This window comes from Escherichia sp. Lx600-2, from assembly GCF_036662595.1.
Taxonomy (GTDB): Bacteria; Pseudomonadota; Gammaproteobacteria; order Enterobacterales; family Enterobacteriaceae; genus Escherichia; species Escherichia coli.
In genome coordinates this window covers 1-25,673 of record NZ_JAYQWM010000028.1, presented here as the reverse complement: position 1 = coordinate 25,673, position 25,673 = coordinate 1, and the positions used below count along the sequence as shown (strand labels likewise).

The following is a 25,673-nucleotide window of genomic DNA, read 5'->3' as shown; positions in this document are numbered from 1 at the left end:
GTCCCCATATACTAAGCATCAGTAAAAAACTCCCGCCTTCTGGCGGGAGTTGCTATTTAATTACGTTACGCCGGAGCTGACATGAAAACCAAACTTAACGAACTGCTTGAATTCCCTACTCCTTTTACTTACAAAGTTATGGGGCAGGCGTTACCTGAGCTGGTTGATCAGGTGGTTGAAGTGGTACAGCGCCATGCGCCAGGTGACTACACCCCAACGGTAAAACCAAGCAGCAAAGGCAACTACCACTCGGTATCTATCACTATCAACGCCACTCATATCGAGCAGGTTGAAACACTGTATGAAGAACTGGGCAAAATCGATATTGTCCGCATGGTTCTGTAACTCGCTTCTCCGTTACCCGGCCCCTGGTCGGGTAACTCCCCTCTCCTCGCTGTGATATACTTTTCCCCCACTTTTACTCATTCTCCACGGAGATGCCGTTTTGTATCAGGATAAAATTCTTGTCCGCCAGCTCGGTCTTCAGCCTTACGAGCCAATCTCCCAGGCTATGCATGAATTCACCGATACCCGCGATGATAGTACCCTTGATGAAATCTGGCTGGTCGAGCACTATCCGGTATTCACCCAAGGGCAAGCAGGAAAAGCGGAGCACATTTTAATGCCGGGTGATATTCCGGTGATTCAGAGCGATCGCGGTGGGCAGGTGACTTATCACGGGCCGGGGCAACAGGTGATGTATGTATTGCTTAACCTGAAACGCCGTAAACTCGGTGTGCGTGAACTGGTGACCTTGCTTGAGCAAACAGTGGTGAATACCCTGGCTGAACTGGGTATAGAAGCGCATCCTCGGGCTGACGCGCCAGGTGTCTATGTTGGGGAAAAGAAAATTTGCTCACTGGGTTTACGTATTCGACGCGGTTGTTCATTCCACGGTCTGGCATTAAACGTCAATATGGATCTTTCACCATTTTTACGTATTAATCCTTGTGGGTATGCCGGAATGGAAATGGCTAAAATATCACAATGGAAACCCGAAGCGACGACTAATAATATTGCACCACGTTTACTGGAAAATATTTTAGCGCTACTAAACAATCCTGACTTCGAATATATTACCGCTTAATTTCATACCTCAATGGCCCAATTTACACTGGGTCATTACTCATAACACCTGCTAATGCTTTACATCTCCTTCGCGTTTGTATATTTTCTTTATCACTTGCAGAAATGCGATGCTACGCCTTGCTCCGTAACTCACCCCATTGATTAACTTATTGAAATAGTTGATTATGGTGAGCAAAAGCGTTCCGTTCCAATTAGACATAAGATTATTGTAATTTTTTTAAATATTATTTTTCCATGAATAAAATTGGAGTAAGTGCGTGGATAGTAATAATCAAATCGAACCCTGTTTAAGCAGAAAGTCGTCAGAAGGTAAACCACAAATATTTACAACCTTACGAAATATTGATCTTAACCTTCTGACTATTTTTGAAGCTGTATATGTACATAAAGGGATCGTTAATGCAGCGAAAGTGCTTAATCTGACCCCCTCGGCAATCAGTCAGTCTATACAGAAACTGCGCGTTATATTCCCTGACCCATTGTTTATTCGCAAAGGCCAGGGTGTCACTCCTACCGCATTTGCGATGCATCTACATGAGTATATCAGTCAGGGCCTTGAATCCATTCTTGGCGCGCTGGATATCGAAGGAAGCTATGATAAGCAACGAACGATAACTATCGCGACCACCCCCTCGGTCGGAGCCCTGGTCCTTCCTGTCATTTATCGGGCGATTAAAACTCACTATCCGCAGCTTTTACTGCGCAACCCTCCCATCAGCGACGCGGAAAACCAACTCAGTCAGTTTCAAACCGATCTCATCATCGATAACATGTTTTGCACCAATCGTACGGTGCAACATCATGTTCTGTTCACCGACAATATGGTGTTAATTTGCCGCGAGGGAAATCCACTACTCTCTTTAGAAGATGACAGAGAGACTATCGACAACGCTGCACATGTACTCCTGTTACCGGAAGGACAAAATTTCAGCGGTCTGCGGCAGAGAATTCAAGAGATGTTTCCGGACCGGCAGATCAGCTTCACCAGCTACAACATTTTGACAATCGCTGCACTGGTTGCCAACAGTGACATGTTAGCGATTATTCCCAGCCGTTTTTATAACCTGTTTAGCCGTTGCTGGCCGCTGGAAAAACTGCCTTTTCCGTCCTTAAATGAGGAGCAAATAGATTTCTCTATCCACTACAACAAATTCAGCCTGCGTGATCCCATCCTGCACGGAGTAATAGATGTTATCCGTAATGCATTTTGAAAAAGTATTGTTACAGCCAGATCACAGCGCAGAACGATAAAATGGCACAATCCAACAACAATTTTACATTTTCGCGACCGCTTTGGCTGCTTTCAGGTCCGTTTCAATGATATACTGCCAGTCGTTAATTCAAAAATAGTTGATAATTACAACAATCTATTGAATTGAAACGCTTTCCTTCGTAATTCGCAACTGGAACACGCACGCTATGAGTAAACCCATTGTGATGGAACGCGGTGTTAAATACCGCGATGCCGATAAGATGGCCCTTATCCCGGTTAAAAACGTGGCAACAGAGCGCGAAGCCCTGCTGCGCAAGCCGGAATGGATGAAAATCAAGCTTCCAGCGGACTCTACACGTATCCAGGGCATCAAAGCCGCAATGCGCAAAAATGGCCTGCATTCTGTCTGCGAGGAAGCCTCCTGCCCTAACCTGGCGGAATGCTTCAACCACGGCACAGCAACGTTTATGATCCTCGGCGCTATTTGTACCCGCCGTTGTCCGTTCTGTGACGTTGCCCACGGTCGGCCGGTAGCTCCTGATGCCAATGAGCCAGTGAAACTGGCGCAGACCATTGCCGATATGGCGCTGCGTTATGTGGTTATCACCTCCGTTGACCGTGATGACCTGCGCGATGGCGGTGCCCAGCACTTTGCGGATTGCATTACTGCCATTCGGGAAAAAAGCCCGCAAATCAAAATTGAAACTCTGGTGCCGGATTTCCGCGGTCGTATGGATCGTGCTCTGGATATTCTGACTGCAACGCCACCAGATGTGTTCAACCATAACCTGGAAAACGTACCGCGTATTTACCGTCAGGTACGGCCTGGTGCAGATTACAACTGGTCGCTGAAGCTGCTGGAACGCTTTAAAGAAGCACATCCGGAAATCCCGACCAAGTCTGGTCTGATGGTGGGACTGGGTGAAACCAATGAAGAAATTATTGAGGTAATGCGCGACCTGCGCCGTCATGGTGTGACGATGTTAACGCTGGGGCAATATTTGCAGCCAAGCCGCCATCACCTGCCGGTTCAACGTTACGTTAGCCCGGATGAGTTCGACGAAATGAAAGCCGAAGCGCTGGCGATGGGCTTTACCCATGCTGCATGCGGTCCGTTTGTCCGCTCTTCTTACCACGCCGATTTGCAGGCGAAAGGGATGGAAGTTAAGTAATCCTGTAATAATTACTTACATCTGTCTGATAAAAAACCCGCTTTTTGAAGCGGGTTTTTTGTATCGAACAAGATATTGAGGGAGCGTCCTGCTCGCCACGTCACTCTTTATGAGAGAGCTTTTCAGCCTGAAGATCAACGTCTGCGCCTTTTTTCGCCGCAGCATCGTCATCATTCATCGCCTTCTTGAACCCTTTAATGGCCGCTCCAAGGTCTCCGCCCAGCGTACGTAACTTCTTAGTCCCAAACAGCAGAACGACCAGCGCCGCAACTACCAGCAGTTTGGTAATACTAATCTCACCCATAGATACCTTCTTGACATATAACCGGCAACAGAACGCGCCTTAAAAACCAGAGAATATTAACGGTCATTCGACGCGCGCACACAATAGCAATCTGTAACAAGGTGAATCAAGCGCCGAGTAAAAAAACATCATAATAATTGCGGCGGCGCAAAGCGACGGTTGTTTAAGACGGGCAGTTGCGCGCGCACCTGACGCACACGTTCGGGCGTCACTTCCGCCATAATGAGTGCAGGCATTTCTGACGCTGCCGCAATGGTGACGCCAAAGGGATCTATAATCCGGCTTTGCCCGATATTTTTGTTCCCGCACTCCCCCGCCGCCACCATATAACAGGTGGTATCCAGCGCACGAGCGGCAAGCAACGTTGACCAGTGATGCTCTTTGAGCGGCCCGCGAACCCAGGCGGCAGGAAGTACCAGGATTTCAGCTCCCTGTAATGCCTGTGCCAGCGCCAGCTCTGGAAAGCGTAAGTCATAACAGGTCATCAGACCGACCTTCATCCCTTCCACCTCCAGTAACGGAGCGATTTCATTACCAGCATCAACACGGCGTGATTCCTGAATGGCAAATGCATCATAGAGATGCAGTTTGGCATAACGGGCGACGATGTTTCCTGCCTGAAGTGCCACCAGCATATTCCATGCGCGCCCCGGCGTTGAAGGAACATGAATCGTCAGAATTGTCGTCATCATGTTACGTTTACTTTCTCGCCGTAAACGTCCGAGGAATTCGCCTTCCAGCAGCTGTGCTGATTTAACCGATAGATCTGCATCATGATCATCGCGTGCCAGCAATGCTTCCGGCAGGACAAACAGCGATACGTCGTTTTCCGCCGCCTGCGCCATCAACGAGGCACAAATCTCAGCGTTCTTTTCCCACACAGATGTAACAGCAAACTGTCCTGCAGCAACCAGCATTGCCACCTCCTGTCAGAGTCGTAAAATTCGCCAACGACGATTATTCGGCGTTACACTTATCACTCATACAAATCAAATAGCAGGATTTTGCAGTGTTACAACTTCTTTTAGCAGTTTTTATTGGCGGTGGTACAGGAAGCGTGGCGAGATGGCTGTTAAGTATGCGATTTAACCCGCTGCATCAGGCGATTCCGTTGGGGACGCTGGCAGCAAACCTGATTGGGGCATTCATCATAGGAATGGGATTCGCCTGGTTCAGCAGGATGACGAACATTGATCCCGTGTGGAAAGTATTAATCACCACCGGATTTTGTGGCGGTCTAACAACCTTCTCAACATTTTCGGCAGAAGTGGTGTTTTTGTTACAAGAGGGCCGCTTTGGCTGGGCGTTACTGAACGTTTTCGTCAACCTTCTGGGGTCTTTTGCCATGACCGCACTGGCTTTCTGGCTGTTTTCGGCCTCAACCGCACACTAAAGACCAAAAAAAACCCGCTGATTAAGCGGGTTTTGAATTCTTGCTGACGTATCTTACAGAGCGATTACGTTTGCAGCAGAAGGGCCTTTGGCACCGTTAGTGATTTCGAACTCTACGCGCTGACCTTCAGCAAGAGTTTTAAAACCATTAGTCTGGATTGCAGAGAAGTGTACGAACACGTCTTTGCTGCCGTCTTCCGGAGTAATGAAACCGAATCCTTTGGACTCATTAAACCACTTAACGTTACCTTTAATCTTAGACATCAAAATTACCTTTACATGAAAAATAGACACAAATGCTGTGTCGGTTACCAGTACACCAATTGTGGTACGCTTTGTCCAGTGCAACTTTACTAAAAAGTGATAAAAGTCGCGTTATTTTTGATGTTAATTATTTTACTCATTGATTTTAAAGAATTTACTAAAACTTCATTTGTCTCAAAACTGAAAGCGCATCCAGGCAAAGTACACATTGCCATTGTTGTAGGTACCCGGAATATAGGTCATCTGAAAAGTCACTGGACCATAACCCACGGAGGCCAATGGCAGTAGAACCGGGAGAGGGATGTAATTCCAGTTATCACGTGCCGTTACGCCAGCGGTGAATCCCAGACCTAAATGAAAATTTTCATCCGCCAGCGGTCGCCAGGTACTTTCCCATCCGTATCCGGCAATCGGTTCCCATTTGTTCCACGAGTCCTTAAATGCCATGGCATACAGGCCATGCCAGTTTCCTTTTTCATCCCAACGCGACAGGCCAAAACCGCCACCCCACGGTCGCTCGTTATAGCGATCGGTTTTTTCTTTGTCGTAAGCGAAACGTGCATGCCAGGTGATGGCAGGAATATATAAATCATAATGTTCAGGCTGTTGCCAGGTTTGTGCAATATTTTCTCTAAACGTTGTCATCCACTCATCTGCGTTAGCAAAAGCTTTACCAACGCTGATTAACTGAATAAAAACAAAGGAAAAGATAGCGACATATTTACTCACGTTCATTTGTGACCATAAAACATTTATCAAAAATCTACTACTAGCATAGCAAAGCTACAATTAACATAACCTTAATAGCCCCAACATAAAGAATAATCTGAATAGCTGCTCTATTTATTTCCGCTTGTTTAAGTTAAATATTTCCGCGCATCGATTAAAGATGATGCGTCGTTTTCTTCGATGGGAATAGTCAAAAAAAACCAAGTCTTTTTTGATGACAAAATGCAATCAAGGAAATATTTCTTTATTTTTCAATGAAATACAACAATCATCTTAACGAAGCATATAATATATATCGTCAACCCATGCTCATGGTAGATTATTTTCTGAGCACGCAACCGCAGCTAACACCATTGCGATTAACAAATTTGCATCAATCCTCCATCAATTTACACACATTATTATGTGATAATTGCCAACCGCTAAATATGCGTTTTGTTATCTACGTATAAAAACAGCAACTTCAATGTCTTAATGGCAGTTTTTCTTGATTTTAATCAGCATCCACCGCCAATTTATTGGGCATATTTTTTCCTTAAGCTTTAGGAATTTTTTATTATTTACTTTGGGGCCTGGAGACAGGAAAAATTATGCTGACATTCATTGAACTCCTTATTGGGGTTGTGGTTATTGTGGGTGTAGCTCGCTACATCATTAAAGGGTATTCCGCCACTGGTGTGTTATTTGTCGGTGGCCTGTTATTGCTGATTATCAGTGCCATTATGGGGCACAAAGTGTTACCGTCCAGCCAAGCTTCAACAGGCTACAGCGCCACGGATATCGTTGAATACGTTAAAATATTGCTAATGAGCCGCGGCGGCGACCTCGGCATGATGATTATGATGCTGTGTGGCTTTGCCGCTTACATGACCCATATCGGCGCGAATGATATGGTGGTCAAGCTGGCGTCAAAACCATTGCAGTATATTAACTCCCCCTACCTGCTGATGATTGCCGCCTATTTTGTTGCCTGTCTGATGTCACTGGCCGTCTCTTCCGCAACCGGTCTGGGTGTTTTGCTGATGGCAACCCTGTTTCCGGTGATGGTAAACGTTGGTATCAGTCGTGGGGCAGCAGCTGCCATTTGTGCCTCCCCGGCGGCGATTATTCTCGCACCGACTTCAGGGGATGTGGTGCTGGCGGCGCAAGCTTCCGAAATGTCGCTGATTGACTTCGCCTTCAAAACGACGCTGCCTATCTCAATTGCTGCAATTATCGGCATGGCGATCGCCCACTTCTTCTGGCAACGTTATCTGGATAAAAAAGAGCACATCTCTCATGAAATGTTAGATGTCAGTGAAATCACCACCACTGCTCCTGCGTTTTATGCCATTTTGCCGTTCACGCCGATCATCGGTGTACTGATTTTTGACGGTAAATGGGGTCCGCAATTACACATCATCACTATTCTGGTGATTTGTATGCTGATTGCCTCCATTCTGGAGTTCCTCCGCAGCTTTAATACCCAGAAAGTTTTCTCTGGTCTGGAAGTGGCTTATCGCGGGATGGCAGATGCGTTTGCTAACGTGGTGATGCTGCTGGTTGCCGCTGGGGTATTCGCTCAGGGGCTTAGCACCATCGGCTTTATTCAAAGTCTGATTTCTATCGCTACCTCGTTTGGTTCGGCGAGTATCATCCTGATGCTGGTATTGGTGATTCTGACAATGCTGGCGGCAGTCACGACCGGTTCAGGCAATGCGCCGTTTTATGCGTTTGTTGAGATGATCCCGAAACTGGCGCACTCTTCCGGCATTAACCCGGCGTATTTGACTATCCCGATGCTGCAGGCGTCAAACCTCGGCCGTACCCTTTCGCCCGTTTCTGGCGTAGTCGTTGCGGTTGCCGGGATGGCGAAAATCTCACCATTTGAAGTCGTAAAACGCACCTCGGTGCCGGTGCTTGTTGGGCTGGTGATTGTTATCGTTGCTACAGAGCTGATGGTGCCAGGAACAGCAGCAGCGGTCACAGGCAAGTAAATAGTAATGCCGGAGGCAAGTTTCCTCCGGCTTTATCATGTCACCCACTGTGGTATATGCGTTGCGGTCTGCCAACTTTGCCGTGAACAATTTCAGCAATAATCAGATGGCGGCTGGCGCAATATTCAAGATAACGCCTGGCAGTGGTGCGACTGATGGTCAGTGCCTGCGCCACCGTTTCTGCCGTATGTTGCACACCCGGCTCTTTGAACAGTTTTCGCACCGCGTTTAGCGTCAAGGGGTCAATGCCGGTCGGTAGCTCGTCCTTAGGTTCACCGCGAGCATAAGCATTAAACATCTCATCAATTTGCTTCTGGCTGGCGCTATCAATACTTTCCAGCATATGTTTACGCTGGCGGAAACGGGTTAGCGTTTGCCCCAGCCGTTCATAGGCAATTGGCTTAATGAGATAATCAAATACACCACAACGTACGGCTTCAGACACCGTTTCCATATCGCTGGCTGCAGTGGTAAACACCACGTCGCCGGGATAATGCGCCTGCACCAGTTCATGCAATAAATTAATCCCTCTACCGTCAGGAAGATAGTTATCGAGCAAGATTAGCCCCGGCTTAAAACGCTCGATCATCATTCGGGCCTGCGCCAGGTTTCCCGCCAGTAATATCTGACTGAATCCGGGAATGTGACGAATATATTCCGCATGCATCTCTGCCAGCGGCGTTTCGTCCTCAACGATCAATAGGGTTAATGGAGCTGTCATTAGGTTTCACTTTCGGAATATAGATTGAAAATAAGGTACCGCAGGGATCATTATCTTCGAGAGTGATAACACCACCGCAGCGCGTTACGTAGCTGGCAATCAAGTACAACCCAATGCCATGTTCACCGGGCTCGTCAGCACGCGTACTGACCCCCTGCTCAAATATTTTGTCTCGTAGAGACTCTGGAACGCCGCAGCCCTGATCGGTGACTTCAATCACCACATCATCGCCTTCATCGCTGAGGAATAATTCAACGATCTTGTTTCCTTCATCGCTACGCAGGCTGGCTTCGAAGGCGTTATCAAGTAAATTGCCAACAATGGCGGCAAACTCGGTGCTATCCAGTCCTGGCGGCAGTTGCGAAAGCTGGCTACCGGGGACGATGATCATTTTTAGCCCCAGTTCGCGGGCGCGCTGCACTTTACCAAAAAGCAGCCCCGCCACCTGGCGATCGGCAAACGCCTCGCGCAGACTGTCAATAAGCTGTTGCTGGGCCTGAGACTCCCCCTGCACCATCGCCAGCACGCGATCATACTCTTTCATCTGCAACAGACCATTGAGCGTCGACATCCAATTGAGATGCTCGTGTCGCAATGTACGAAGGCTCTCGACGTATTGTTTTATTTGCGTCAGTTGCGCATTGAGGGTGGAAATTTCGTCTTTACTACGAAAGCTGATAATGGCCCCCAGCAAATCATCACCTGAACGAATAGCTTCCCGATTGGCAATAACGCTCAGACCGTTAAAGTTAGCCACCACATCCTGACGTTTTTCATCAATCTGTTCGGTAAAGAAATCGGCGGGCCTGACCACTTCAGCAATGGGTTTACCCAACCATTGCCGTCCGGGGGAACTCAGCCCCAGCATCTTTCTTGCGTTACGATTGATGGCGGTAATGTAACCGTGCGGATCCACCGCAATCAGCCCTTCATAAACCGAACTAAACAGCGCCTCTTGCTGACGGACCACGCGTGCGATTTGCTTTGGCTCCATGCCCATCATCTGCCGACGGATATGCGCGGCCAGGAACCACGACAGCAACATCAGAATCCCTAACAGCACGACAAACACACCTGCCATCGGTAATAAAAACTCAGCCCGCCAGCTATCGATTTTACTCACCAGGTAGCCAATCGACACCACGCCGATGACTTTTCCATCGTCATCAAAGATTGGCGTTTTGGCGCGCATCGCCATACCCATTGACCCTTTCCCGGTAATGAAGTAGCTCTCCCCTTTCTCCAGCGCGCCCTGTTTGGTGAACTGCATAGGATAACCAATTTTCTCCGGATTAGGATGGTAAAGGCGGATCGAGTGCCGGTCGCCAATCACCACATAATCAAAATCGGTATCTCTTTGTAATTTGTTAGCGATGGTCGCCAGCCGTTTGTAGTCACGCGTTTTTACTGCGCTGATGATACTGTCATTAGAAGCAATAATTTTCGCCTGATTCATTGCCATGTCGCGTACATGAAGCGTTAAATAGTCCTCAAAACTGGCCGTAAAATATTGCGCCAGGGCTGCAATGACAAATATTGAGAACACCAGAATCAGCAAAAAGATACGCAGCGGAAATGCCAGTCTTTGGAAAAATGCAAACTGTTTATTCTCGTTAAGCTGCAACATTGTTTTCCTTGCGGGTTGTCCCGATCCTCTTTGACGGATGTAATTAAAATGTTGAATCAAAATACATAGATATTAATTATAATCGTGGCAAATTTCATTCATTAAATCAATTAAATCAATTAAACCTGCGGGTCATTTCGTAATTACATTAATTAAAAAACTTAAAACTATTAAATAAATAAAAAACCACTAACTCTATGTGAAATAAATCAAAATTTCACGCCAAAATACTCCTTAGGATGTATAGCGAAAGGAGAAAAAGATATACCTCGATCACCCCCCTTTCTCCCAAGTGAAAATAAAAGGTTATCAGTTTGCAACATTGAACAACATTCGTTGCAAATCGATAACAACATGCACCTTCAGGATACTATTTATTATGTTCGGCAATGATATTTTCACCCGCGTAAAACGTTCAGAAAATAAAAAAATGGCGGAAATCGCCCAATTCCTGCATGAAAATGATTTGAGCGTTGACACCACAGTCGAAGTATTTATTACCGTAACCCGCGATGAAAAGCTTATCGCGTGCGGTGGAATTGCCGGAAATATTATTAAATGCGTTGCTATCAGTGAATCCGTTCGCGGTGAAGGACTGGCGCTGACATTAGCCACTGAACTGATAAACCTCGCCTATGAGCGGCACAGCACGCATCTGTTTATTTATACCAAAACCGAATACGAGGCGCTGTTCCGCCAGTGCGGTTTTTCCACGTTGACCAGCGTACCAGGCGTGATGGTGCTGATGGAAAACAGCGCCACGCGATTGAAACGCTATGCCGAATCGCTGAAAAAATTTCGTCATCCCGGGAACAAGATTGGCTGCATTGTGATGAACGCCAATCCCTTTACGAAGGGTCACCGTTATCTGATTCAACAAGCTGCGGCACAGTGCGACTGGTTGCATCTGTTTTTAGTCAAAGAAGATTCTTCACGCTTCCCCTATGAAGACCGGCTGGATCTGGTGTTAAAAGGCACCGCCGATATTCCACGCCTGACTGTGCATCGCGGCTCCGAATACATCATCTCCCGCGCTACGTTCCCTTGCTACTTCATTAAAGAACAGAGCGTCATTAACCATTGTTACACCGAAATTGATCTGAAGATTTTCCGTCAGTACCTCGCTCCCGCGCTGGGTGTAACTCACCGCTTTGTCGGTACTGAACCCTTTTGTCGCGTTACCGCCCAGTACAACCAGGATATGCGCTACTGGCTGGAAACGCCGACTATCTCCGCACCGCCCATCGAACTGGTTGAAATTGAGCGGCTGCGTTACCAGGAGATGCCGATATCCGCTTCCCGGGTACGTCAACTGCTGGCGAAAAACGATCTCACGGCTATCGCGCCGCTGGTCCCTGCAGTCACGCTGCATTATTTGCAGAACCTGCTTGAGCACTCCCGCCAGGACGCGGCAGCTCGTCAAAAGACCCCCGCATGAGAAACAGGTGAAAAATGAAAATAAACCAGCCCGCCGTTGCAGGCACCCTTGAGTCTGGGGATGTGATGATACGCATCGCCCCACTCGATACGCAGGATATCGACCTGCAAATCAATAGCAGCGTTGAGAAACAGTTTGGCGATGCAATTCGCACCACCATTCTGGACGTTCTCGCCCGCTACAACGTGCGCGGCGTACAGCTGAATGTCGATGACAAAGGCGCACTGGACTGCATTTTACGTGCACGACTGGAAGCCCTGCTGGCACGCGCCAGCGGTATCCCGGCTCTGCCATGGGAGGATTGCCAATGATTTCCGCTTCGCTGCAACAACGTAAAACTCGCACCCGCCGCAGCATGTTGTTTGTGCCTGGTGCCAATGCCGCGATGGTCAGCAACTCCTTCATCTACCCGGCAGATGCCCTGATGTTTGACCTCGAAGACTCCGTGGCATTACGTGAAAAAGACACCGCCCGCCGCATGGTTTATCACGCGCTGCAACATCCGCTGTATCGCGATATTGAAACCATTGTGCGTGTCAACGCGCTGGATTCCGAATGGGGTGTTAACGACCTGGAAGCCGTCGTTCGCGGTGGTGCGGACGTTGTGCGTCTGCCGAAAACCGATACCGCTCAGGATGTTCTGGATATCGAAAAAGAGATCCTGCGCATCGAAAAAGCCTGTGGTCGTGAACCCGGCAGCACCGGCCTGCTGGCAGCGATTGAATCTCCGCTGGGCATTACCCGCGCAGTGGAAATCGCTCACGCTTCCGAGCGTTTGATCGGTATCGCCCTCGGTGCAGAAGACTATGTGCGCAACCTGCGTACAGAACGCTCCCCGGAAGGAACTGAACTGCTGTTCGCACGCTGTTCCATTTTGCAGGCCGCGCGCTCTGCGGGTATTCAGGCGTTCGATACCGTCTATTCCGACGCTAACAACGAAGCCGGATTCCTGCAAGAAGCCGCCCACATCAAACAGCTGGGCTTTGACGGCAAATCGCTGATCAACCCGCGTCAGATTGATCTGCTGCACAACCTCTACGCACCGCCCCAGAAAGAAGTGGATCACGCCCGCCGCGTCGTAGAAGCCGCTGAAGCCGCCGCTCGCGAAGGCCTCGGCGTGGTTTCCCTGAACGGCAAGATGGTGGACGGTCCGGTTATCGATCGCGCCCGTCTGGTGCTCTCCCGTGCAGAACTTTCCGGCATTCGCGAAGAATAAGGCAATCAAAATGACGCAGAAAATTGAACAATCTCAACGACAAGAACGGGTAGCGGCCTGGAATCGTCGCGCTGAATGCGATCTTGCCGCTTTCCAGAACTCGCCAAAGCAAACCTACCAGGCTGAAAAAGCGCGCGATCGCAAACTGTGCGCCAACCTGGAAGAAGCGATTCGTCGCTCAGGTTTACAGGACGGCATGACGGTTTCCTTCCATCACGCTTTCCGTGTCGGTGACCTGACCGTCAATATGGTGATGGACGTCATCGCGAAGATGGGCTTTAAAAACCTGACCCTGGCATCCAGCTCCCTGAGTGATTGCCATGCGCCGCTGGTAGAACACATTCGCCAGGGCGTGGTTACCCGCATTTATACCTCCGGCCTGCGTGGTCCACTGGCGGAAGAGATCTCCCGTGGTCTGCTGGCAGAACCGGTGCAGATCCACTCTCACGGCGGTCGTGTGCATCTGGTACAGAGCGGCGAACTGAATATCGACGTGGCTTTCCTCGGCGTCCCGTCCTGTGATGAATTCGGTAATGCCAACGGCTACACCGGTAAAGCCTGCTGCGGCTCCCTCGGCTATGCAATGGTTGATGCCGACAACGCAAAACAGGTTGTGATGCTTACCGAAGAACTGCTGCCTTATCCGCATAATCCGGCAAGCATTGAGCAAGATCAGGTTGATTTGATCGTCAAAGTTGATCGCGTTGGCGATGCTGCAAAAATCGGCGCTGGCGCGACCCGTATGACCACTAACCCGCGCGAACTGCTTATTGCCCGTAGCGCTGCGGATGTGATTGTCAACTCTGGCTACTTCAAAGAAGGTTTCTCCATGCAAACCGGCACCGGCGGCGCATCGCTGGCGGTAACCCGTTTCCTGGAAGACAAAATGCGTAGCCGCGATATTCGCGCCGACTTCGCCCTTGGCGGTATTACCGCGACGATGGTTGACCTGCACGAAAAAGGTCTGATCCGCAAACTGCTGGATGTGCAGAGCTTTGACAGCCATGCTGCGCAATCGCTGGCCCGTAACCCCAATCACATCGAAATCAGCGCCAACCAGTACGCTAACTGGGGATCGAAAGGCGCATCGGTTGATCGTCTCGACGTGGTGGTACTGAGCGCGCTGGAAATTGACACCCAGTTCAACGTTAACGTGCTGACCGGCTCTGACGGCGTACTGCGTGGTGCTTCCGGTGGTCACTGCGATACCGCGATTGCCTCTGCGCTTTCCATCATCGTCGCGCCGCTGGTACGTGGTCGTATTCCGACTCTGGTGGATAACGTGCTGACCTGCATCACCCCAGGCTCCAGTGTCGATATTCTGGTCACAGACCACGGTATCGCAGTTAACCCGGCACGTCCGGAACTGGCAGAACGTCTGCAGGAAGCGGGCATTAAAGTGGTTTCCATTGAGTGGCTGCGCGAACGTGCGCGTCTGTTGACCGGTGAACCACAGCCGATTGAATTCACCGACCGCGTCGTTGCCGTTGTGCGTTACCGCGATGGCTCGGTGATCGATGTTGTGCATCAGGTGAAGGAATAAGCCATGCTCCTGCTTCCTGAACTCGCCAGCCACCATGCGGTGTCAATTCCCGAGCTGCTCGTCAGCCGGGATGAAAGGCAAGCACGGCAACACGCCTGGCTCAAGCGCCATCCTTTTCCACTGGTCTCCTTTACCGTGGTTGCGCCTGGGCCGATTAAAGACAGCGAGGTCACACGCCGAATTTTTAATCATGGCGTGACCGCCTTGTGTGCCTTAGCCGCAAAACAGGGCTGGCAAATTCAGGAGCAGGCTGCACTGGTTTCCGCCAGCGGGCCGGAGGGCATGTTAAGCATTGCCGCCCCGGCTCGCGACCTCAAGCTCGCCACCATTGAGCTTGAACATAGTCATCCTCTCGGGCGGTTATGGGATATCGATGTCCTGACGCCCGAAGGCGAAATTCTCTCCCGCCGCGACTATTCACTGCCGCCTCGCCGCTGCCTGTTGTGCGCGCAAAGCGCAGCCGTCTGCGCGCGTGGAAAAACCCATCAACTGACCGATTTACTCAACCGCATGGAGGCGCTGCTGAACGATGTCGATGCCTGCAACGTCAACTAAAACCACAAAGCTTGCGACGTCATTAATCGATGAGTACGCCCTGCTGGGCTGGCGCGCCATGCTGACTGAAGTCAATCTGTCACCGAAACCAGGCCTCGTGGATCGGATTAACTGCGGTGCGCACAAAGATATGGCGCTGGAAGATTTCCACCGCAGCGCGCTGGCGATTCAGGGCTGGTTACCCCGTTTCATTGAATTTGGTGCCTGTAGTGCAGAAATGGCACCGGAAGCGGTACTCCACGGATTACGCCCAATTGGTATGGCTTGCGAAGGTGATATGTTCCGCGCCACTGCGGGCGTAAACACGCATAAAGGCAGCATTTTTTCTTTAGGGCTGCTATGTGCGGCAATTGGCCGTTTGCTTCAGCTCAACCAGCCGGTAACGCCAACAACCGTTTGTTCTACGGCGGCAAGTTTCTGCCGTGGCCTGACCGATCGCGAACTGCGTACCAATAATTCACAACTGACGGCAGGTCAACGGTTGTACCAGCAGCTTGGCCTTACCGGCGCACGCGGTGAAGCCGAAGCGGGTTATCCACTGGTGATCAACCACGCCTTGCCGCATTACCTCACTCTGCTGGATCAGGGGTTAGATCCTGAACTGGCATTGCTCGATACCTTGCTCCTACTGATGGCGATCAACGGCGATACCAACGTTGCATCGCGCGGTGGCGAGGGGGGCCTGCGCTGGCTACAGCGCGAGGCGCAAACATTATTGCAAAAAGGGGGCATTCGAACCCCCGCCGATCTCGATTATCTCCGGCAGTTCGACAGGGAGTGTATCGAACGAAATCTCAGTCCAGGCGGCAGTGCCGACCTGCTGATCCTTACCTGGTTTTTAGCACAGATTTAATTATTTAAGCACTTGATAAATTTTGAAATATTAATTTTCGGAGAACCCGTATGTCTTTAGCAAAAGATAATATATGGAAACTATTGGCCCCACTGGTGGTGATGGGCGTCATGTTTCTTATCCCTGTCCCCGACGATATGCCGCCGCAGGCATGGCATTACTTCGCTGTGTTTGTGGCAATGATTGTCGGCATGATCCTCGAGCCAATTCCGGCAACAGCGATCAGTTTTATTGCGGTTACTATTTGCGTTATTGGCAGTAATTACCTGCTCTTTGATGCCAAAGAATTAGCTGACCCAGCGTTTAATGCGCAAAAACAGGCGCTGAAATGGGGTCTGGCTGGTTTTTCCAGCACCACGGTATGGCTGGTATTTGGCGCATTTATTTTTGCATTAGGGTATGAAGTTTCCGGGTTAGGTCGTCGCATTGCCCTTTTCCTGGTGAAATTCATGGGCAAACGCACGCTGACGTTGGGTTATGCGATTGTCATTATCGACATTCTGCTGGCACCGTTTACACCGTCCAACACCGCGCGTACCGGGGGTACGGTTTTTCCGGTCATTAAAAACCTGCCGCCGCTGTTTAAATCATTCCCGAACGATCCGTCCGCGCGTCGTATTGGCGGCTATTTGATGTGGATGATGGTCATTAGTACCAGTCTGAGTTCGTCCATGTTTGTCACCGGTGCGGCACCAAACGTGCTGGGTCTGGAGTTCGTCAGCAAAATTGCCGGTATCCAGATTAGCTGGTTGCAGTGGTTCCTCTGCTTCCTGCCGGTTGGGGTTATCTTGCTTATCATTGCGCCGTGGCTTTCCTACGTGCTGTACAAACCGGAAATCACACACAGTGAAGAAGTGGCAACTTGGGCGGGTGATGAACTAAAAACCATGGGTGTGCTGACACGCAGAGAGTGGACGCTGATTGGCCTTGTATTGCTCAGCTTAGGTTTGTGGGTATTTGGCAGTGAAGTCATTAATGCTACTGCGGTTGGTCTGCTGGCAGTTTCGCTAATGCTGGCCCTGCACGTTGTGCCGTGGAAAGACATTACCCGCTATAACAGCGCATGGAACACGCTGGTCAACCTGGCAACTCTGGTTGTGATGGCTAACGGCCTGACTCGTTCTGGTTTTATTGACTGGTTCGCCGGTACCATGAGTACGCACCTGGAAGGATTCTCACCAAACGCAACGGTGATTGTACTGGTTCTGGTGTTCTACTTTGCACACTACCTGTTTGCCAGCCTGTCTGCGCACACCGCAACCATGCTGCCGGTTATTCTGGCCGTCGGTAAAGGGATCCCGGGCGTACCAATGGAACAACTGTGTATCCTGCTGGTGCTGTCTATCGGTATCATGGGCTGTCTGACGCCGTATGCAACCGGTCCTGGGGTGATTATTTACGGCTGTGGCTATGTGAAATCAAAAGATTACTGGCGTCTTGGCGCAATCTTCGGGGTGATTTACATCTCTATGCTGCTGTTGGTTGGCTGGCCGATTCTCGCCATGTGGAACTAATACGTTCGCCAAACGCTGAATAAATCATCACGCCCGCCAGGTAAGCCCACCTGGCGGGCTTTTTTATGATTTAATAGATAGTATTCAGTGTATGTATGAGTTCCACACCCATTATGAAAGCATTCTGGCGTAACGCCGCGTTGCTCGCGGTTTCTCTGCTTCCCTTCTCTTCTGCCAACGCCGTAGCGTTGCAGGCAAAACAGTATGGCGATTTTGATCGCTATGTCCTGGCCCTCTCCTGGCAAACCGGATTTTGCCAGAGTCAACACGATCGAAATCGTAACGAACGAGATGAATGTCGCCTGCAAACCGAAACGACCAACAAAGCTGATTTTCTGACCGTACATGGTCTGTGGCCAGGATTGCCTAAATCGGTCGCTGCCCGTGGTGTTGATGAACGCCGCTGGATGCGCTTCGGTTGCGCTACTCGCCCAATCCCGAATCTACCAGAAGCGCGCGCCAGCCGGATGTGTTCATCGCCGGAAACCGGATTATCACTGGAAACGGCCGCTAAACTAAGTGAAGTCATGCCAGGAGCTGGCGGACGTTCCTGCCTGGAACGCTACGAATATGCCAAACACGGTGCCTGCTTTGGTTTTGATCCGGACGCATACTTCGGTACGATGGTACGCCTGAATCAAGAAATTAAAGAGAGCGAAGCCGGAAAATTCCTTGCGGATAATTACGGTAAAACAGTGAGCCGCCGTGACTTTGACGCCGCCTTTGCCAAAAGCTGGGGAAAAGAGAACGTGAAAGCAGTTAAGCTAACGTGCCAGGGTAACCCTGCGTATTTGACTGAAATTCAGATCTCGATCAAAGCTGACGCCATCAACGCTCCGCTTTCTGCAAACTCATTCTTGCCACAACCACACCCAGGTAACTGTGGCAAAACCTTTGTGATTGATAAAGCGGGTTATTAATCCTCTGATTTACAAAACACGCTAATTCGTCTTCCATAAACCAAGGCGATTAAGATTTATACATAATGCGCTGCATTGAGGAATTCCCTGAATGTGACGCAAATCACTTCAAAGAGTGAGCAACAGTCAGTATCATCATGTGAGTTAAACCCTCGCCGCCTGACGGTGAGGGTTTTCTTTTGGGTATGTTTATCTGCGACACTCGCAGTACCGACGACATGGAGTAAAAATGTCCAGACCAACTATCATCATTAACGACCTGGATGCCGAACGCATCGATATTCTGCTGGAGCAACCCGCCTATGCTGGTTTGCCAATCGCCGACGCGTTAAACGCAGAGTTGGATCGCGCCCAAATGTGTTCGCCAGAAGAGATGCCACACGACGTGGTGACAATGAACAGCCGGGTTAAATTCCGCAATCTTAGCGATGGCGAAGTGCGTGTGCGCACGCTGGTGTATCCGGCAAAAATGACCGATAGCAATACTCAGCTTTCCGTTATGGCTCCGGTAGGTGCCGCACTGCTGGGACTGCGCGTTGGCGATTCCATTCACTGGGAACTTCCGGGCGGCGTTGCAACCCACCTTGAAGTGCTGGAACTCGAATACCAGCCAGAAGCTGCTGGCGACTACCTGCTTTAATCCCATCTGCACAAGCGATAACTCGCTTTGCCCAGAGGATGCACTCGCATCCTCTTTACGCAAAATCAGCAATTTTTCCTGGTTCTCACTGTTCACTTTTGCTGCAAAATTATTCCGTTTCGTTTGTGGGAATAACCATGGCAGAAGCATTTTACATCCTGATAGGATTTCTGATTATGGCGGCGATTATCGTCATGGCTGTCCTTTACCTCGAAAACCACTCCTGACGATCATATTGTTCCCCCCGGCATCGCATTCACCAGACCTGAAACCGCCTTCTGCGCCGCCTCTGCGCTTTGTGCACCGGGTACCAGAATCACCTTACGGCACTCCTCTTCACGTTTTTCGAAAATCTCATATCCCCGGGCGGCCTCTTCAAACGGCATATAGTGGGTAACAATTTCTTCTGGTTTCAGTAATCCTTTCTCAATTAACGGTAATAATTCTCCCAGCCATGCGTGAACGTGGGTCTGTCCCATTTTAAACGTCAACCCTTTATCAAAGGCGTCGCCAAACAGGAAACCGTGAATAAATCCAGCGTAGACGCCCGGTACGCTAACAATGCCGCCACGCCTGACCGCCGCAATACACTGGCGCAACGCTTTACCGCTGCTGCCCTCCAGTTTCAGGTTAGTCAGCACCGTTTCCGTGGTGCTGCCTTTCGCTTCAAAACCGACGGCGTCTATTACTGCATCCACGCCACGGTGACCTGCCGTTTGTTCAATAATTGACTGTGCCAGATCGCTATCTTCATCAAAATTAATCGGGATCGCGCCGTAGCGGTCGGCGGCGAAACGCAAGCGGTAGGGATGATGATCAACAACAAAAATCTGTTCCGCACCGAGCAACCGTGCACAGGCGATTGTCAACAATCCCACAGGACCGGCACCATAGACTGCAACGCTTGAACCTTGTTGGATCTGCGCATTTTTTGCTGCCTGCCATGCCGTTGGCAGAATATCAGAAAGGAAAAGCGCTTTATCATCTGAAAGCAAAGGCGGTACTTTAAACGGCCCCACATTCCCTTTAGGGACGCGGACATATTCCGCCTGCCCGCCAGGAACGCCACCATACAGGTGACTATAACCAAACAATGCCGCGGGAGCAGGTATCTGTTTTTTATTGAGCGCAGCGCCTTTACCCGCATTGGTATTTTCGCAGGCGGCATATTGCTGCATTCGACAGAAAAAACAGTCGCCACAAGCAATGACGAACGGAATTACCACCCGGTCGCCTTTTTGCAAATTTTTTACGTCCTTCCCGGTTTCAACTACTTCCCCCATAAATTCATGACCAAAAATATCGCCATGTTTAACCTGGGGTATTTTGCCTCGATAAAGATGGAGGTCAGAGCCACAGATCGCCGTTGCCGTAATACGCAGAATAATATCATCTGCCTGTTCAATGCCCGGATCGGGAACATTTTCTACCTGAACGTGATGTGGGCCGTGATAAGTCAATGCTTTCATGCAACCTCCAGAGACAGTTCAAAAAAAAGTCAGTCTTTAAGGGTAGCTATCACAGCGGGAAAACGGGCGGTACCGCAGGTTTTGGGAGAATTCCTGGTGTTCAGTGAGAATATATTAATCACAGAAACCGTTCGTAAGGAAAAAGAACCAGACAAATATCAGGGATAAATATTATAATCATGGCGAATGATTTGTTCATGATTAACAGGGAGAAAGGGTTATGTATAAGACAATCATTATGCCAGTTGATGTATTTGAAATGGAATTGAGCGACAAAGCTGTTCGCCACGCTGAATTCCTCGCCCAGGATGACGGAGTTATTCATCTACTTCACGTACTACCCGGGTCAGCCAGCCTAAGCCTGCACCGTTTTGCCGCTGATGTGCGTCGTTTTGAAGAGCATCTGCAACATGAAGCAGAAGAACGTCTGCAAACGATGGTCAGCCACTTCACCATCGATCCTTCCCGCATTAAACAACATGTCCGTTTTGGTAGCGTGCGGGATGAAGTCAATGAGTTGGCAGAAGAACTGGGGGCTGATGTTGTAGTTATCGGTTCTCGCAACCCATCGATTTCGACCCATCTGTTAGGTTCTAACGCCTCGAGCGTGATCCGCCACGCCAATCTGCCGGTGCTGGTTGTGCGTTAATTGTCAGAATAAGTCTCCAGCCCTGCCCGGAGCCATCCCGGCGGGGCTTTTTATTGCCATAAAAAAGCCGCCAGGTTTGACCCCGGCGGCTAAGCGATTGCAGGTGAATCTTACTTCTTCTTATGCAGTTTTGGTGCGAATCAGGTAGTCAAAAGCACTCAGAGAGGCTTTGGCACCTTCGCCAGTGGCGATGATGATCTGCTTGTACGGAACCGTCGTACAGTCACCCGCTGCGAACACGCCTTTGACGTTGGTTTCGCATTTCGCATCAATGATAATCTCACCCATGCGGTTACGTTCGACTGCGCCTTCCAGCCAGTTGGTGTTCGGCAGCAGACCAATCTGGACGAAAATACCGGCCAGTTCGATGTTGTGAATATCGCCGCTGACACGATCTCGATATTCCAGACCAACGACTTTGCTGCCGTCGCCTTTCACTTCCGTGGTTTGCGCATTCAGAATAATATCGACGTTTTTCAGGCTGCGCAGTTTGTCCTGCAGCACCTGGTCGGCTTTCATTTCTGGCGCAAATTCCAGCAGAGTTACGTGCTCAACGATACCCGCCAGGTCGATTGCCGCTTCCACGCCGGAGTTACCGCCGCCGATAACCGCTACGCGTTTGCCTTTAAACAGCGGGCCGTCGCAGTGCGGGCAGTAGGTCACGCCTTTGGTGCGATACTGATCTTCGCCCGGAACGTTCATGTTGCGCCATTTTGCACCGGTCGCCACGATAATGCTGCGTGCTTTCAGTACCGCGCCAGAAGCTGTTTCAATCTGATGCAGACCACCTTCAACTGCTGCTGGGATCAGTTTGCTGGCGCTCTGGCTGTCGATCACATCAACGTCGTATTCATCAACGTGAACTTTCAGTGCGCCTGCCAACTTCTGCCCTTCAGTCTTCGGTACAGAAATGTAGTTTTCGATATCAACGGTATCGAGGATCTGACCACCAAAACGTTCGCCCATCAGACCGGTACGGATGCCTTTACGTGCGGAGTAAATTGCTGCCGCTGCACCCGCCGGGCCGGAACCAACGATTAATACGTCATAAGCATCACGCTTGTTCAGCTCTTCTGCCGCACGTTTTTCCGCGCCAGTATCAATTTTGGCAACGATTTCAGTCAACGTCATGCGGCCCTGACCAAACTCTTTCCCGTTTACGAACACTGCCGGAACGCCCATCACGTTGCGATCGGTGATTTCGTTCTGGAAGGTGCCGCCGTCAATTGCAGTGTGCTTGATGCGCGGGTTCAATACGCTCATCAGGTTCAGCGCCTGCACCACGTCCGGGCAGTTATGGCAAGAGAGCGAGTAATAGGTTTCGAATTCAAAATCACCGTCAATATGGCGAATCTGCTCCAGCAGGGACTGCGCTTCTTTCGACGGATGACCACCGGTCCACAGTAACGCCAGTACCAGCGAGGTGAACTCGTGGCCCAGCGGGGAGCCTGCAAAACGTGGCCCCTGGTTGGAACCTGGGTTGGTGATCAGGAAAGACGGCTTACGCACCGGCAAGCTGTTATCTTCTTTAAAGGTGACTTTGTCTGACAGTTCTGCGATTTCAGCCAACAGTTCCTTGATTTCTGCCGATTTAGCGCTGTCATCCAGCGTGGCAATTAACTCAACAGGCTTGGTCAATTTCTCAAGGTAAGCCTTGAGTTGAGTTTTCATATTTGTGTCGAGCATGTTTATCTCCTGGGCTTTAAACATCATCATGCAAGCGGCCTCTGCGGCTACCTGGATGCAGCTTGCATCATGGTGCGGGGAAGAAAATCGGGTGCCGCAGCACCCGATTAATTACGCGATTGCGGAACTTAGATTTTACCAACCAGGTCCAGAGACGGAGCCAGAGTTGCTTCACCTTCTTTCCATTTAGCCGGGCAAACTTCACCTGGGTGTGAAGCTACGTACTGTGCTGCTTTGATTTTACGCAGCAGGTCAGACGCGTCACGGCCAATGCCTTCAGCGGTAACTTCGATTGCCTGGATGATACCTTGCGGGTCAACAACGAAGGTCGCACGGTCAGCCAGACCTTCATCTTCACGCATGTTGTCGAAGTTACGGGTCAGGGCGCCAGTCGGGTCGCCGATCATCGCATATTTGATTTTAGCGATGGTTTCAGAGCTGCTGTGCCATGCTTTGTGGGTGAAGTGAGTATCGGTAGATACTGCGTATACGTCTACGCCCAGTTTCTGCAGTTCTTCGTAGTGGTCAGCAACGTCACCCAGTTCGGTCGGGCATACGAAAGTAAAGTCAGCCGGGTAGAAGAAGAAGACGCTCCAGCGGCCTTCGGTATCTTTTTCGGTGATTTCGATGAATTCGCCGTTTTTGAATGCCTGGTTTTTAAAAGGTTTAATTTTGGTGTTAATCAAGGACATCTATACTTCCTCCGTGTTTTCGATGAGATGTAAGGTAACCAATTTTTACCGATTCGGCTAATGCGTTTCCATTATCAAATCGATAAGTTTTACCTTACAACTTTCGTAAGACAACTTTGTGAACTTTGCACCGCCAGCGGCGATAAAAAGTAAAATGGCCCCCTTTCCAGGTGACCGTGTAATCTGAACTACCCTTTGGTATCTTCAGCGCCTGCCTGCAGGCTGAGGTGTTGCCCTTACAAATGCAACAACGACATGGATTACAACACCCTCATAAACAAAGGGCAATCACCTGATCTAAGCTCTTACCTATGACAATGATAGGTTATGCCTTTTACTCGACTTTTGCACTGACTGAAAAGGACAAATTAATGTTAAAAAAGATACTTTTACTGGCTCTGCTTCCTGCAATCGCCTTCGCAGAGGAACTTCCTGCTCCAGTAAAAGCGATTGAAAAACAGGGTATTACGATCATCAAAACGTTCGATGCCCCCGGAGGAATGAAAGGTTATCTCGGAAAGTATCAGGATATGGGCGTCACCATCTACCTGACTCCAGATGGTAAGCACGCTATCTCTGGTTACATGTACAACGAGAAAGGTGAAAACCTGAGTAACACACTTATCGAAAAAGAAATTTACGCACCAGCCGGACGCGAAATGTGGCAACGGATGGAACAATCCCACTGGCTCCTCGACGGTAAAAAAGATGCGCCGGTCATTGTCTACGTCTTCGCCGATCCGTTCTGCCCATATTGTAAACAGTTCTGGCAGCAGGCGCGCCCGTGGGTAGATTCTGGCAAAGTACAGTTGAGAACATTGTTGGTTGGGGTTATCAAACCAGAAAGTCCGGCGACAGCCGCGGCAATTCTTGCCTCCAAAGATCCCGCAAAAACCTGGCAACAATATGAAGCCTCTGGTGGCAAGCTTAAGCTAAACGTGCCTGCAAACGTAAGTACAGAGCAAATGAAAGTGTTAAGTGACAATGAGAAACTGATGGACGATCTGGGGGCAAATGTCACTCCGGCTATCTATTACATGAGTAAGGAAAATACGCTGCAACAGGCCGTGGGGTTGCCCGATCAGAAAACGCTTAATATCATTATGGGAAATAAATAAAAGGTAATTCATGGATGGTTGAACTATATCCCTGCTTTTCAACCATCCTAAAAAAGCATGAATTGCTCGCTCTGCCCTAAGTGGCTGTGCTATTTTAGAAAAACTTAATCCTGAGTTAAGCAAAAAAACATAACCAATAAAAATATATACGCAAAAAAAACATTGATTAAGTGAATATATCATGGAAGAAAAATATAACCGGAGTAGTGTATGACCAATCTCTACGACTTGAAAAAGTTCGACTTAAATCTTCTTGTCATATTTGAGTGTATTTACCAGCATTTAAGCATTAGCAAAGCTGCTGAATCACTATATATCACCCCATCAGCCGTGAGCCAGTCGTTACAACGCTTACGTGCGCAATTTAATGACCCTTTATTCATTCGCTCAGGAAAAGGTATCGCGCCGACGACAACAGGGTTAAATCTGCATCACCATCTTGAGAAAAATCTCAGAGGCCTTGAACAAACAATTAATATAGTCAATAAGTCCGAACTAAAGAAAAACTTTATTATTCACGGCCCTCAGCTCATTTCTTGCTCTAATAATAGTATGCTGATCCGCTGCCTACGACAAGATTCCTCTGTCGAGATTGAGTGCCATGATATCCTCATGTCAGCAGAGAATGCTGAAGAACTGTTGGTTCACCGCAAAGCCGATCTGGTGATCACCCAAATGCCAGTGATCAGCCGTTCCGTCATTTGCATGCCATTGCATACGATTCGCAATACTCTAATTTGTAGTAATAGGCATCCACGAATTACTGACAATAGCACTTATGAACAAATTATGGCAGAAGAGTTCACCCAATTAATATCTAAATCAGCAGGGGTTGATGATATTCAAATGGAAATAGACGAGAGATTTATGAATCGCAAAATTTCATTTCGTGG

At 49.4% G+C, this 25,673-nt stretch carries 28 protein-coding genes; 19 read left to right on the top strand and 9 right to left on the bottom strand.

The genetic code is table 11. The features are described from left to right. Positions 1 to 81 precede the first annotated feature (81 nt). From ybeD to lipA, 4 genes are all read left to right on the top strand, one after another. On the top strand, positions 82 to 345 hold the full coding sequence (gene ybeD / locus OQV04_RS12380; protein WP_000850550.1) for a DUF493 family protein YbeD: 264 nt from the start codon (positions 82 to 84) through the stop codon (positions 343 to 345). Between the two features lie 100 nt (positions 346 to 445). Beyond that, positions 446 to 1,087: a lipoyl(octanoyl) transferase LipB gene (lipB, locus tag OQV04_RS12375; RefSeq protein WP_000284027.1), complete on the top strand. Its 642-nt coding sequence runs from the start codon at positions 446 to 448 to the stop codon at positions 1,085 to 1,087. Positions 1,088 to 1,346: 259 nt separating this feature from the next. Next, positions 1,347 to 2,300, top strand: coding sequence for a YbeF family transcriptional regulator (locus OQV04_RS12370; protein WP_000378030.1), 954 nt, complete (start codon positions 1,347 to 1,349; stop codon positions 2,298 to 2,300). A gap of 208 nt (positions 2,301 to 2,508) precedes the next feature. Next, positions 2,509 to 3,474, top strand: coding sequence for a lipoyl synthase (gene lipA / locus OQV04_RS12365; protein WP_000042632.1), 966 nt, complete (start codon positions 2,509 to 2,511; stop codon positions 3,472 to 3,474). A gap of 100 nt (positions 3,475 to 3,574) precedes the next feature. Here the strand turns inward: lipA and tatE are convergent, their stop codons facing one another. Further along, a complete protein-coding gene (gene tatE, locus OQV04_RS12360) occupies positions 3,575 to 3,778 on the bottom strand; it encodes a twin-arginine translocase subunit TatE (protein ID WP_000503931.1) in 204 nt (67 codons plus the stop codon). A gap of 128 nt (positions 3,779 to 3,906) precedes the next feature. Further along, positions 3,907 to 4,695, bottom strand: a complete 789-nt coding sequence (locus OQV04_RS12355) for a deaminated glutathione amidase (RefSeq protein WP_000959109.1) — start codon at positions 4,693 to 4,695, stop codon at positions 3,907 to 3,909. Between the two features lie 92 nt (positions 4,696 to 4,787). Here OQV04_RS12355 and crcB point away from each other — a divergent pair, with 92 nt between their 5' ends. Further along, a complete protein-coding gene (crcB, locus tag OQV04_RS12350) occupies positions 4,788 to 5,171 on the top strand; it encodes a fluoride efflux transporter CrcB (RefSeq protein ID WP_000939738.1) in 384 nt (127 codons plus the stop codon). A 53-nt stretch (positions 5,172 to 5,224) separates the two neighbouring features. Here the strand turns inward: crcB and cspE are convergent, their stop codons facing one another. Both cspE and pagP read right to left on the bottom strand, forming a co-directional pair. After that, complete coding sequence (cspE, locus tag OQV04_RS12345) at positions 5,225 to 5,434, bottom strand: transcription antiterminator/RNA stability regulator CspE (RefSeq protein WP_000034825.1); 210 nt, start codon at positions 5,432 to 5,434, stop codon at positions 5,225 to 5,227. Between the two features lie 174 nt (positions 5,435 to 5,608). Further along, on the bottom strand, positions 5,609 to 6,169 hold the full coding sequence (gene pagP, locus OQV04_RS12340; protein ID WP_001307667.1) for a lipid IV(A) palmitoyltransferase PagP: 561 nt from the start codon (positions 6,167 to 6,169) through the stop codon (positions 5,609 to 5,611). Positions 6,170 to 6,753: 584 nt separating this feature from the next. Here pagP and dcuC point away from each other — a divergent pair. Further along, the gene (gene dcuC, locus OQV04_RS12335) at positions 6,754 to 8,139 is read left to right on the top strand and encodes an anaerobic C4-dicarboxylate transporter DcuC (RefSeq protein WP_000955063.1); all 1,386 of its coding nucleotides are present in this window, start codon (positions 6,754 to 6,756) and stop codon (positions 8,137 to 8,139) included. A gap of 40 nt (positions 8,140 to 8,179) precedes the next feature. On the opposite strand, the gene dpiA is transcribed toward dcuC, so the two are convergent. Both dpiA and dpiB read right to left on the bottom strand, forming a co-directional pair. Further along, positions 8,180 to 8,860 carry a two-component response regulator DpiA gene (gene dpiA / locus OQV04_RS12330; RefSeq protein ID WP_000126500.1) on the bottom strand — a complete coding sequence of 227 codons (681 nt, stop codon included), beginning with the start codon at positions 8,858 to 8,860 and terminating at the stop codon, positions 8,180 to 8,182. Beyond that, positions 8,829 to 10,487: a sensor histidine kinase DpiB gene (dpiB, locus tag OQV04_RS12325; RefSeq protein ID WP_032280482.1), complete on the bottom strand. Its 1,659-nt coding sequence runs from the start codon at positions 10,485 to 10,487 to the stop codon at positions 8,829 to 8,831. Before dpiB ends, dpiA begins: the two co-directional genes overlap by 32 nt. A gap of 379 nt (positions 10,488 to 10,866) precedes the next feature. On the opposite strand from dpiB, the gene citC reads away from it, so the two are divergent. The 10 genes from citC (at position 10,867) to yldA (ending at position 19,393) form a co-directional block, all read left to right on the top strand. Beyond that, complete coding sequence (citC, locus tag OQV04_RS12320; protein WP_000467695.1) at positions 10,867 to 11,925, top strand: [citrate (pro-3S)-lyase] ligase; 1,059 nt, start codon at positions 10,867 to 10,869, stop codon at positions 11,923 to 11,925. 14 nt (positions 11,926 to 11,939) lie between these two features. Beyond that, the gene (citD, locus tag OQV04_RS12315) at positions 11,940 to 12,236 is read left to right on the top strand and encodes a citrate lyase acyl carrier protein (RefSeq protein WP_000700703.1); all 297 of its coding nucleotides are present in this window, start codon (positions 11,940 to 11,942) and stop codon (positions 12,234 to 12,236) included. After that, a complete protein-coding gene (gene citE, locus OQV04_RS12310; protein WP_032280481.1) occupies positions 12,233 to 13,141 on the top strand; it encodes a citrate (pro-3S)-lyase subunit beta in 909 nt (302 codons plus the stop codon). The genes citD and citE overlap by 4 nt, the downstream gene beginning before the upstream one ends. Positions 13,142 to 13,151: 10 nt before the next feature. Further along, positions 13,152 to 14,684, top strand: a complete 1,533-nt coding sequence (gene citF, locus OQV04_RS12305) for a citrate lyase subunit alpha (RefSeq protein WP_247806708.1) — start codon at positions 13,152 to 13,154, stop codon at positions 14,682 to 14,684. 3 nt (positions 14,685 to 14,687) lie between these two features. Beyond that, a complete protein-coding gene (gene citX / locus OQV04_RS12300; RefSeq protein WP_032280480.1) occupies positions 14,688 to 15,239 on the top strand; it encodes a citrate lyase holo-[acyl-carrier protein] synthase in 552 nt (183 codons plus the stop codon). Continuing rightward, a complete protein-coding gene (citG, locus tag OQV04_RS12295) occupies positions 15,214 to 16,092 on the top strand; it encodes a triphosphoribosyl-dephospho-CoA synthase CitG (protein WP_000062457.1) in 879 nt (292 codons plus the stop codon). The genes citX and citG overlap by 26 nt, the downstream gene beginning before the upstream one ends. Positions 16,093 to 16,142: 50 nt before the next feature. Next, entirely contained in the window at positions 16,143 to 17,606 is a 1,464-nt protein-coding gene (citT, locus tag OQV04_RS12290) for a citrate/succinate antiporter CitT (protein ID WP_274446529.1), read from the top strand. Between the two features lie 113 nt (positions 17,607 to 17,719). Beyond that, positions 17,720 to 18,526 carry a ribonuclease I gene (rna, locus tag OQV04_RS12285; RefSeq protein WP_001295857.1) on the top strand — a complete coding sequence of 269 codons (807 nt, stop codon included), beginning with the start codon at positions 17,720 to 17,722 and terminating at the stop codon, positions 18,524 to 18,526. Between the two features lie 229 nt (positions 18,527 to 18,755). After that, complete coding sequence (gene rnk, locus OQV04_RS12280) at positions 18,756 to 19,166, top strand: nucleoside diphosphate kinase regulator (RefSeq protein WP_000089731.1); 411 nt, start codon at positions 18,756 to 18,758, stop codon at positions 19,164 to 19,166. A 137-nt stretch (positions 19,167 to 19,303) separates the two neighbouring features. Then, positions 19,304 to 19,393, top strand: coding sequence for a small membrane protein YldA (gene yldA / locus OQV04_RS12275; protein ID WP_000796528.1), 90 nt, complete (start codon positions 19,304 to 19,306; stop codon positions 19,391 to 19,393). Positions 19,394 to 19,396: 3 nt separating this feature from the next. On the opposite strand, the gene OQV04_RS12270 is transcribed toward yldA, so the two are convergent. Beyond that, a complete protein-coding gene (locus OQV04_RS12270) occupies positions 19,397 to 20,635 on the bottom strand; it encodes a zinc-dependent alcohol dehydrogenase (RefSeq protein WP_332641969.1) in 1,239 nt (412 codons plus the stop codon). Positions 20,636 to 20,855: 220 nt separating this feature from the next. On the opposite strand from OQV04_RS12270, the gene uspG reads away from it, so the two are divergent. Then, on the top strand, positions 20,856 to 21,284 hold the full coding sequence (gene uspG / locus OQV04_RS12265; protein ID WP_000278505.1) for a universal stress protein UspG: 429 nt from the start codon (positions 20,856 to 20,858) through the stop codon (positions 21,282 to 21,284). Positions 21,285 to 21,404: 120 nt separating this feature from the next. On the opposite strand, the gene ahpF is transcribed toward uspG, so the two are convergent. Both ahpF and ahpC read right to left on the bottom strand, forming a co-directional pair. Further along, the gene (gene ahpF, locus OQV04_RS12260; protein ID WP_000887629.1) at positions 21,405 to 22,970 is read right to left on the bottom strand and encodes an alkyl hydroperoxide reductase subunit F; all 1,566 of its coding nucleotides are present in this window, start codon (positions 22,968 to 22,970) and stop codon (positions 21,405 to 21,407) included. Between the two features lie 128 nt (positions 22,971 to 23,098). Continuing rightward, positions 23,099 to 23,662: an alkyl hydroperoxide reductase subunit C gene (ahpC, locus tag OQV04_RS12255; RefSeq protein ID WP_000052796.1), complete on the bottom strand. Its 564-nt coding sequence runs from the start codon at positions 23,660 to 23,662 to the stop codon at positions 23,099 to 23,101. 371 nt (positions 23,663 to 24,033) lie between these two features. Between ahpC and dsbG the strand changes: the two genes are divergently transcribed. After that, positions 24,034 to 24,780 carry a thiol:disulfide interchange protein DsbG gene (gene dsbG, locus OQV04_RS12250; RefSeq protein WP_000913829.1) on the top strand — a complete coding sequence of 249 codons (747 nt, stop codon included), beginning with the start codon at positions 24,034 to 24,036 and terminating at the stop codon, positions 24,778 to 24,780. Between the two features lie 210 nt (positions 24,781 to 24,990). After that, a partial coding sequence (locus tag OQV04_RS12245; RefSeq protein WP_332641967.1) for a LysR family transcriptional regulator occupies positions 24,991 to 25,673 on the top strand: 683 nt, incomplete at its 3' end.

Bases quoted from the DNA above. Each gene is read 5' to 3' on its own strand.
- ybeD (WP_000850550.1), top strand. From the start codon at position 82: ATGAAAACCAAACTTAACGAACTGCTTGAATTCCCTACTCCTTTTACT.
- lipA (WP_000042632.1), top strand. From the start codon at position 2,509: ATGAGTAAACCCATTGTGATGGAACGCGGTGTTAAATACCGCGATGCC.
- tatE (WP_000503931.1), bottom strand. From the start codon at position 3,778: ATGGGTGAGATTAGTATTACCAAACTGCTGGTAGTTGCGGCGCTGGTC.
- OQV04_RS12355 (WP_000959109.1), bottom strand. From the start codon at position 4,695: ATGCTGGTTGCTGCAGGACAGTTTGCTGTTACATCTGTGTGGGAAAAG.
- cspE (WP_000034825.1), bottom strand. From the start codon at position 5,434: ATGTCTAAGATTAAAGGTAACGTTAAGTGGTTTAATGAGTCCAAAGGA.
- pagP (WP_001307667.1), bottom strand. From the start codon at position 6,169: ATGAACGTGAGTAAATATGTCGCTATCTTTTCCTTTGTTTTTATTCAG.
- dcuC (WP_000955063.1), top strand. From the start codon at position 6,754: ATGCTGACATTCATTGAACTCCTTATTGGGGTTGTGGTTATTGTGGGT.
- dpiA (WP_000126500.1), bottom strand. From the start codon at position 8,860: ATGACAGCTCCATTAACCCTATTGATCGTTGAGGACGAAACGCCGCTG.
- dpiB (WP_032280482.1), bottom strand. From the start codon at position 10,487: ATGTTGCAGCTTAACGAGAATAAACAGTTTGCATTTTTCCAAAGACTG.
- citC (WP_000467695.1), top strand. From the start codon at position 10,867: ATGTTCGGCAATGATATTTTCACCCGCGTAAAACGTTCAGAAAATAAA.
- citD (WP_000700703.1), top strand. From the start codon at position 11,940: ATGAAAATAAACCAGCCCGCCGTTGCAGGCACCCTTGAGTCTGGGGAT.
- citE (WP_032280481.1), top strand. From the start codon at position 12,233: ATGATTTCCGCTTCGCTGCAACAACGTAAAACTCGCACCCGCCGCAGC.
- citF (WP_247806708.1), top strand. From the start codon at position 13,152: ATGACGCAGAAAATTGAACAATCTCAACGACAAGAACGGGTAGCGGCC.
- citX (WP_032280480.1), top strand. From the start codon at position 14,688: ATGCTCCTGCTTCCTGAACTCGCCAGCCACCATGCGGTGTCAATTCCC.
- citG (WP_000062457.1), top strand. From the start codon at position 15,214: ATGTCGATGCCTGCAACGTCAACTAAAACCACAAAGCTTGCGACGTCA.
- citT (WP_274446529.1), top strand. From the start codon at position 16,143: ATGTCTTTAGCAAAAGATAATATATGGAAACTATTGGCCCCACTGGTG.
- rna (WP_001295857.1), top strand. From the start codon at position 17,720: ATGAAAGCATTCTGGCGTAACGCCGCGTTGCTCGCGGTTTCTCTGCTT.
- rnk (WP_000089731.1), top strand. From the start codon at position 18,756: ATGTCCAGACCAACTATCATCATTAACGACCTGGATGCCGAACGCATC.
- yldA (WP_000796528.1), top strand. From the start codon at position 19,304: ATGGCAGAAGCATTTTACATCCTGATAGGATTTCTGATTATGGCGGCG.
- OQV04_RS12270 (WP_332641969.1), bottom strand. From the start codon at position 20,635: ATGAAAGCATTGACTTATCACGGCCCACATCACGTTCAGGTAGAAAAT.
- uspG (WP_000278505.1), top strand. From the start codon at position 20,856: ATGTATAAGACAATCATTATGCCAGTTGATGTATTTGAAATGGAATTG.
- ahpF (WP_000887629.1), bottom strand. From the start codon at position 22,970: ATGCTCGACACAAATATGAAAACTCAACTCAAGGCTTACCTTGAGAAA.
- ahpC (WP_000052796.1), bottom strand. From the start codon at position 23,662: ATGTCCTTGATTAACACCAAAATTAAACCTTTTAAAAACCAGGCATTC.
- dsbG (WP_000913829.1), top strand. From the start codon at position 24,034: ATGTTAAAAAAGATACTTTTACTGGCTCTGCTTCCTGCAATCGCCTTC.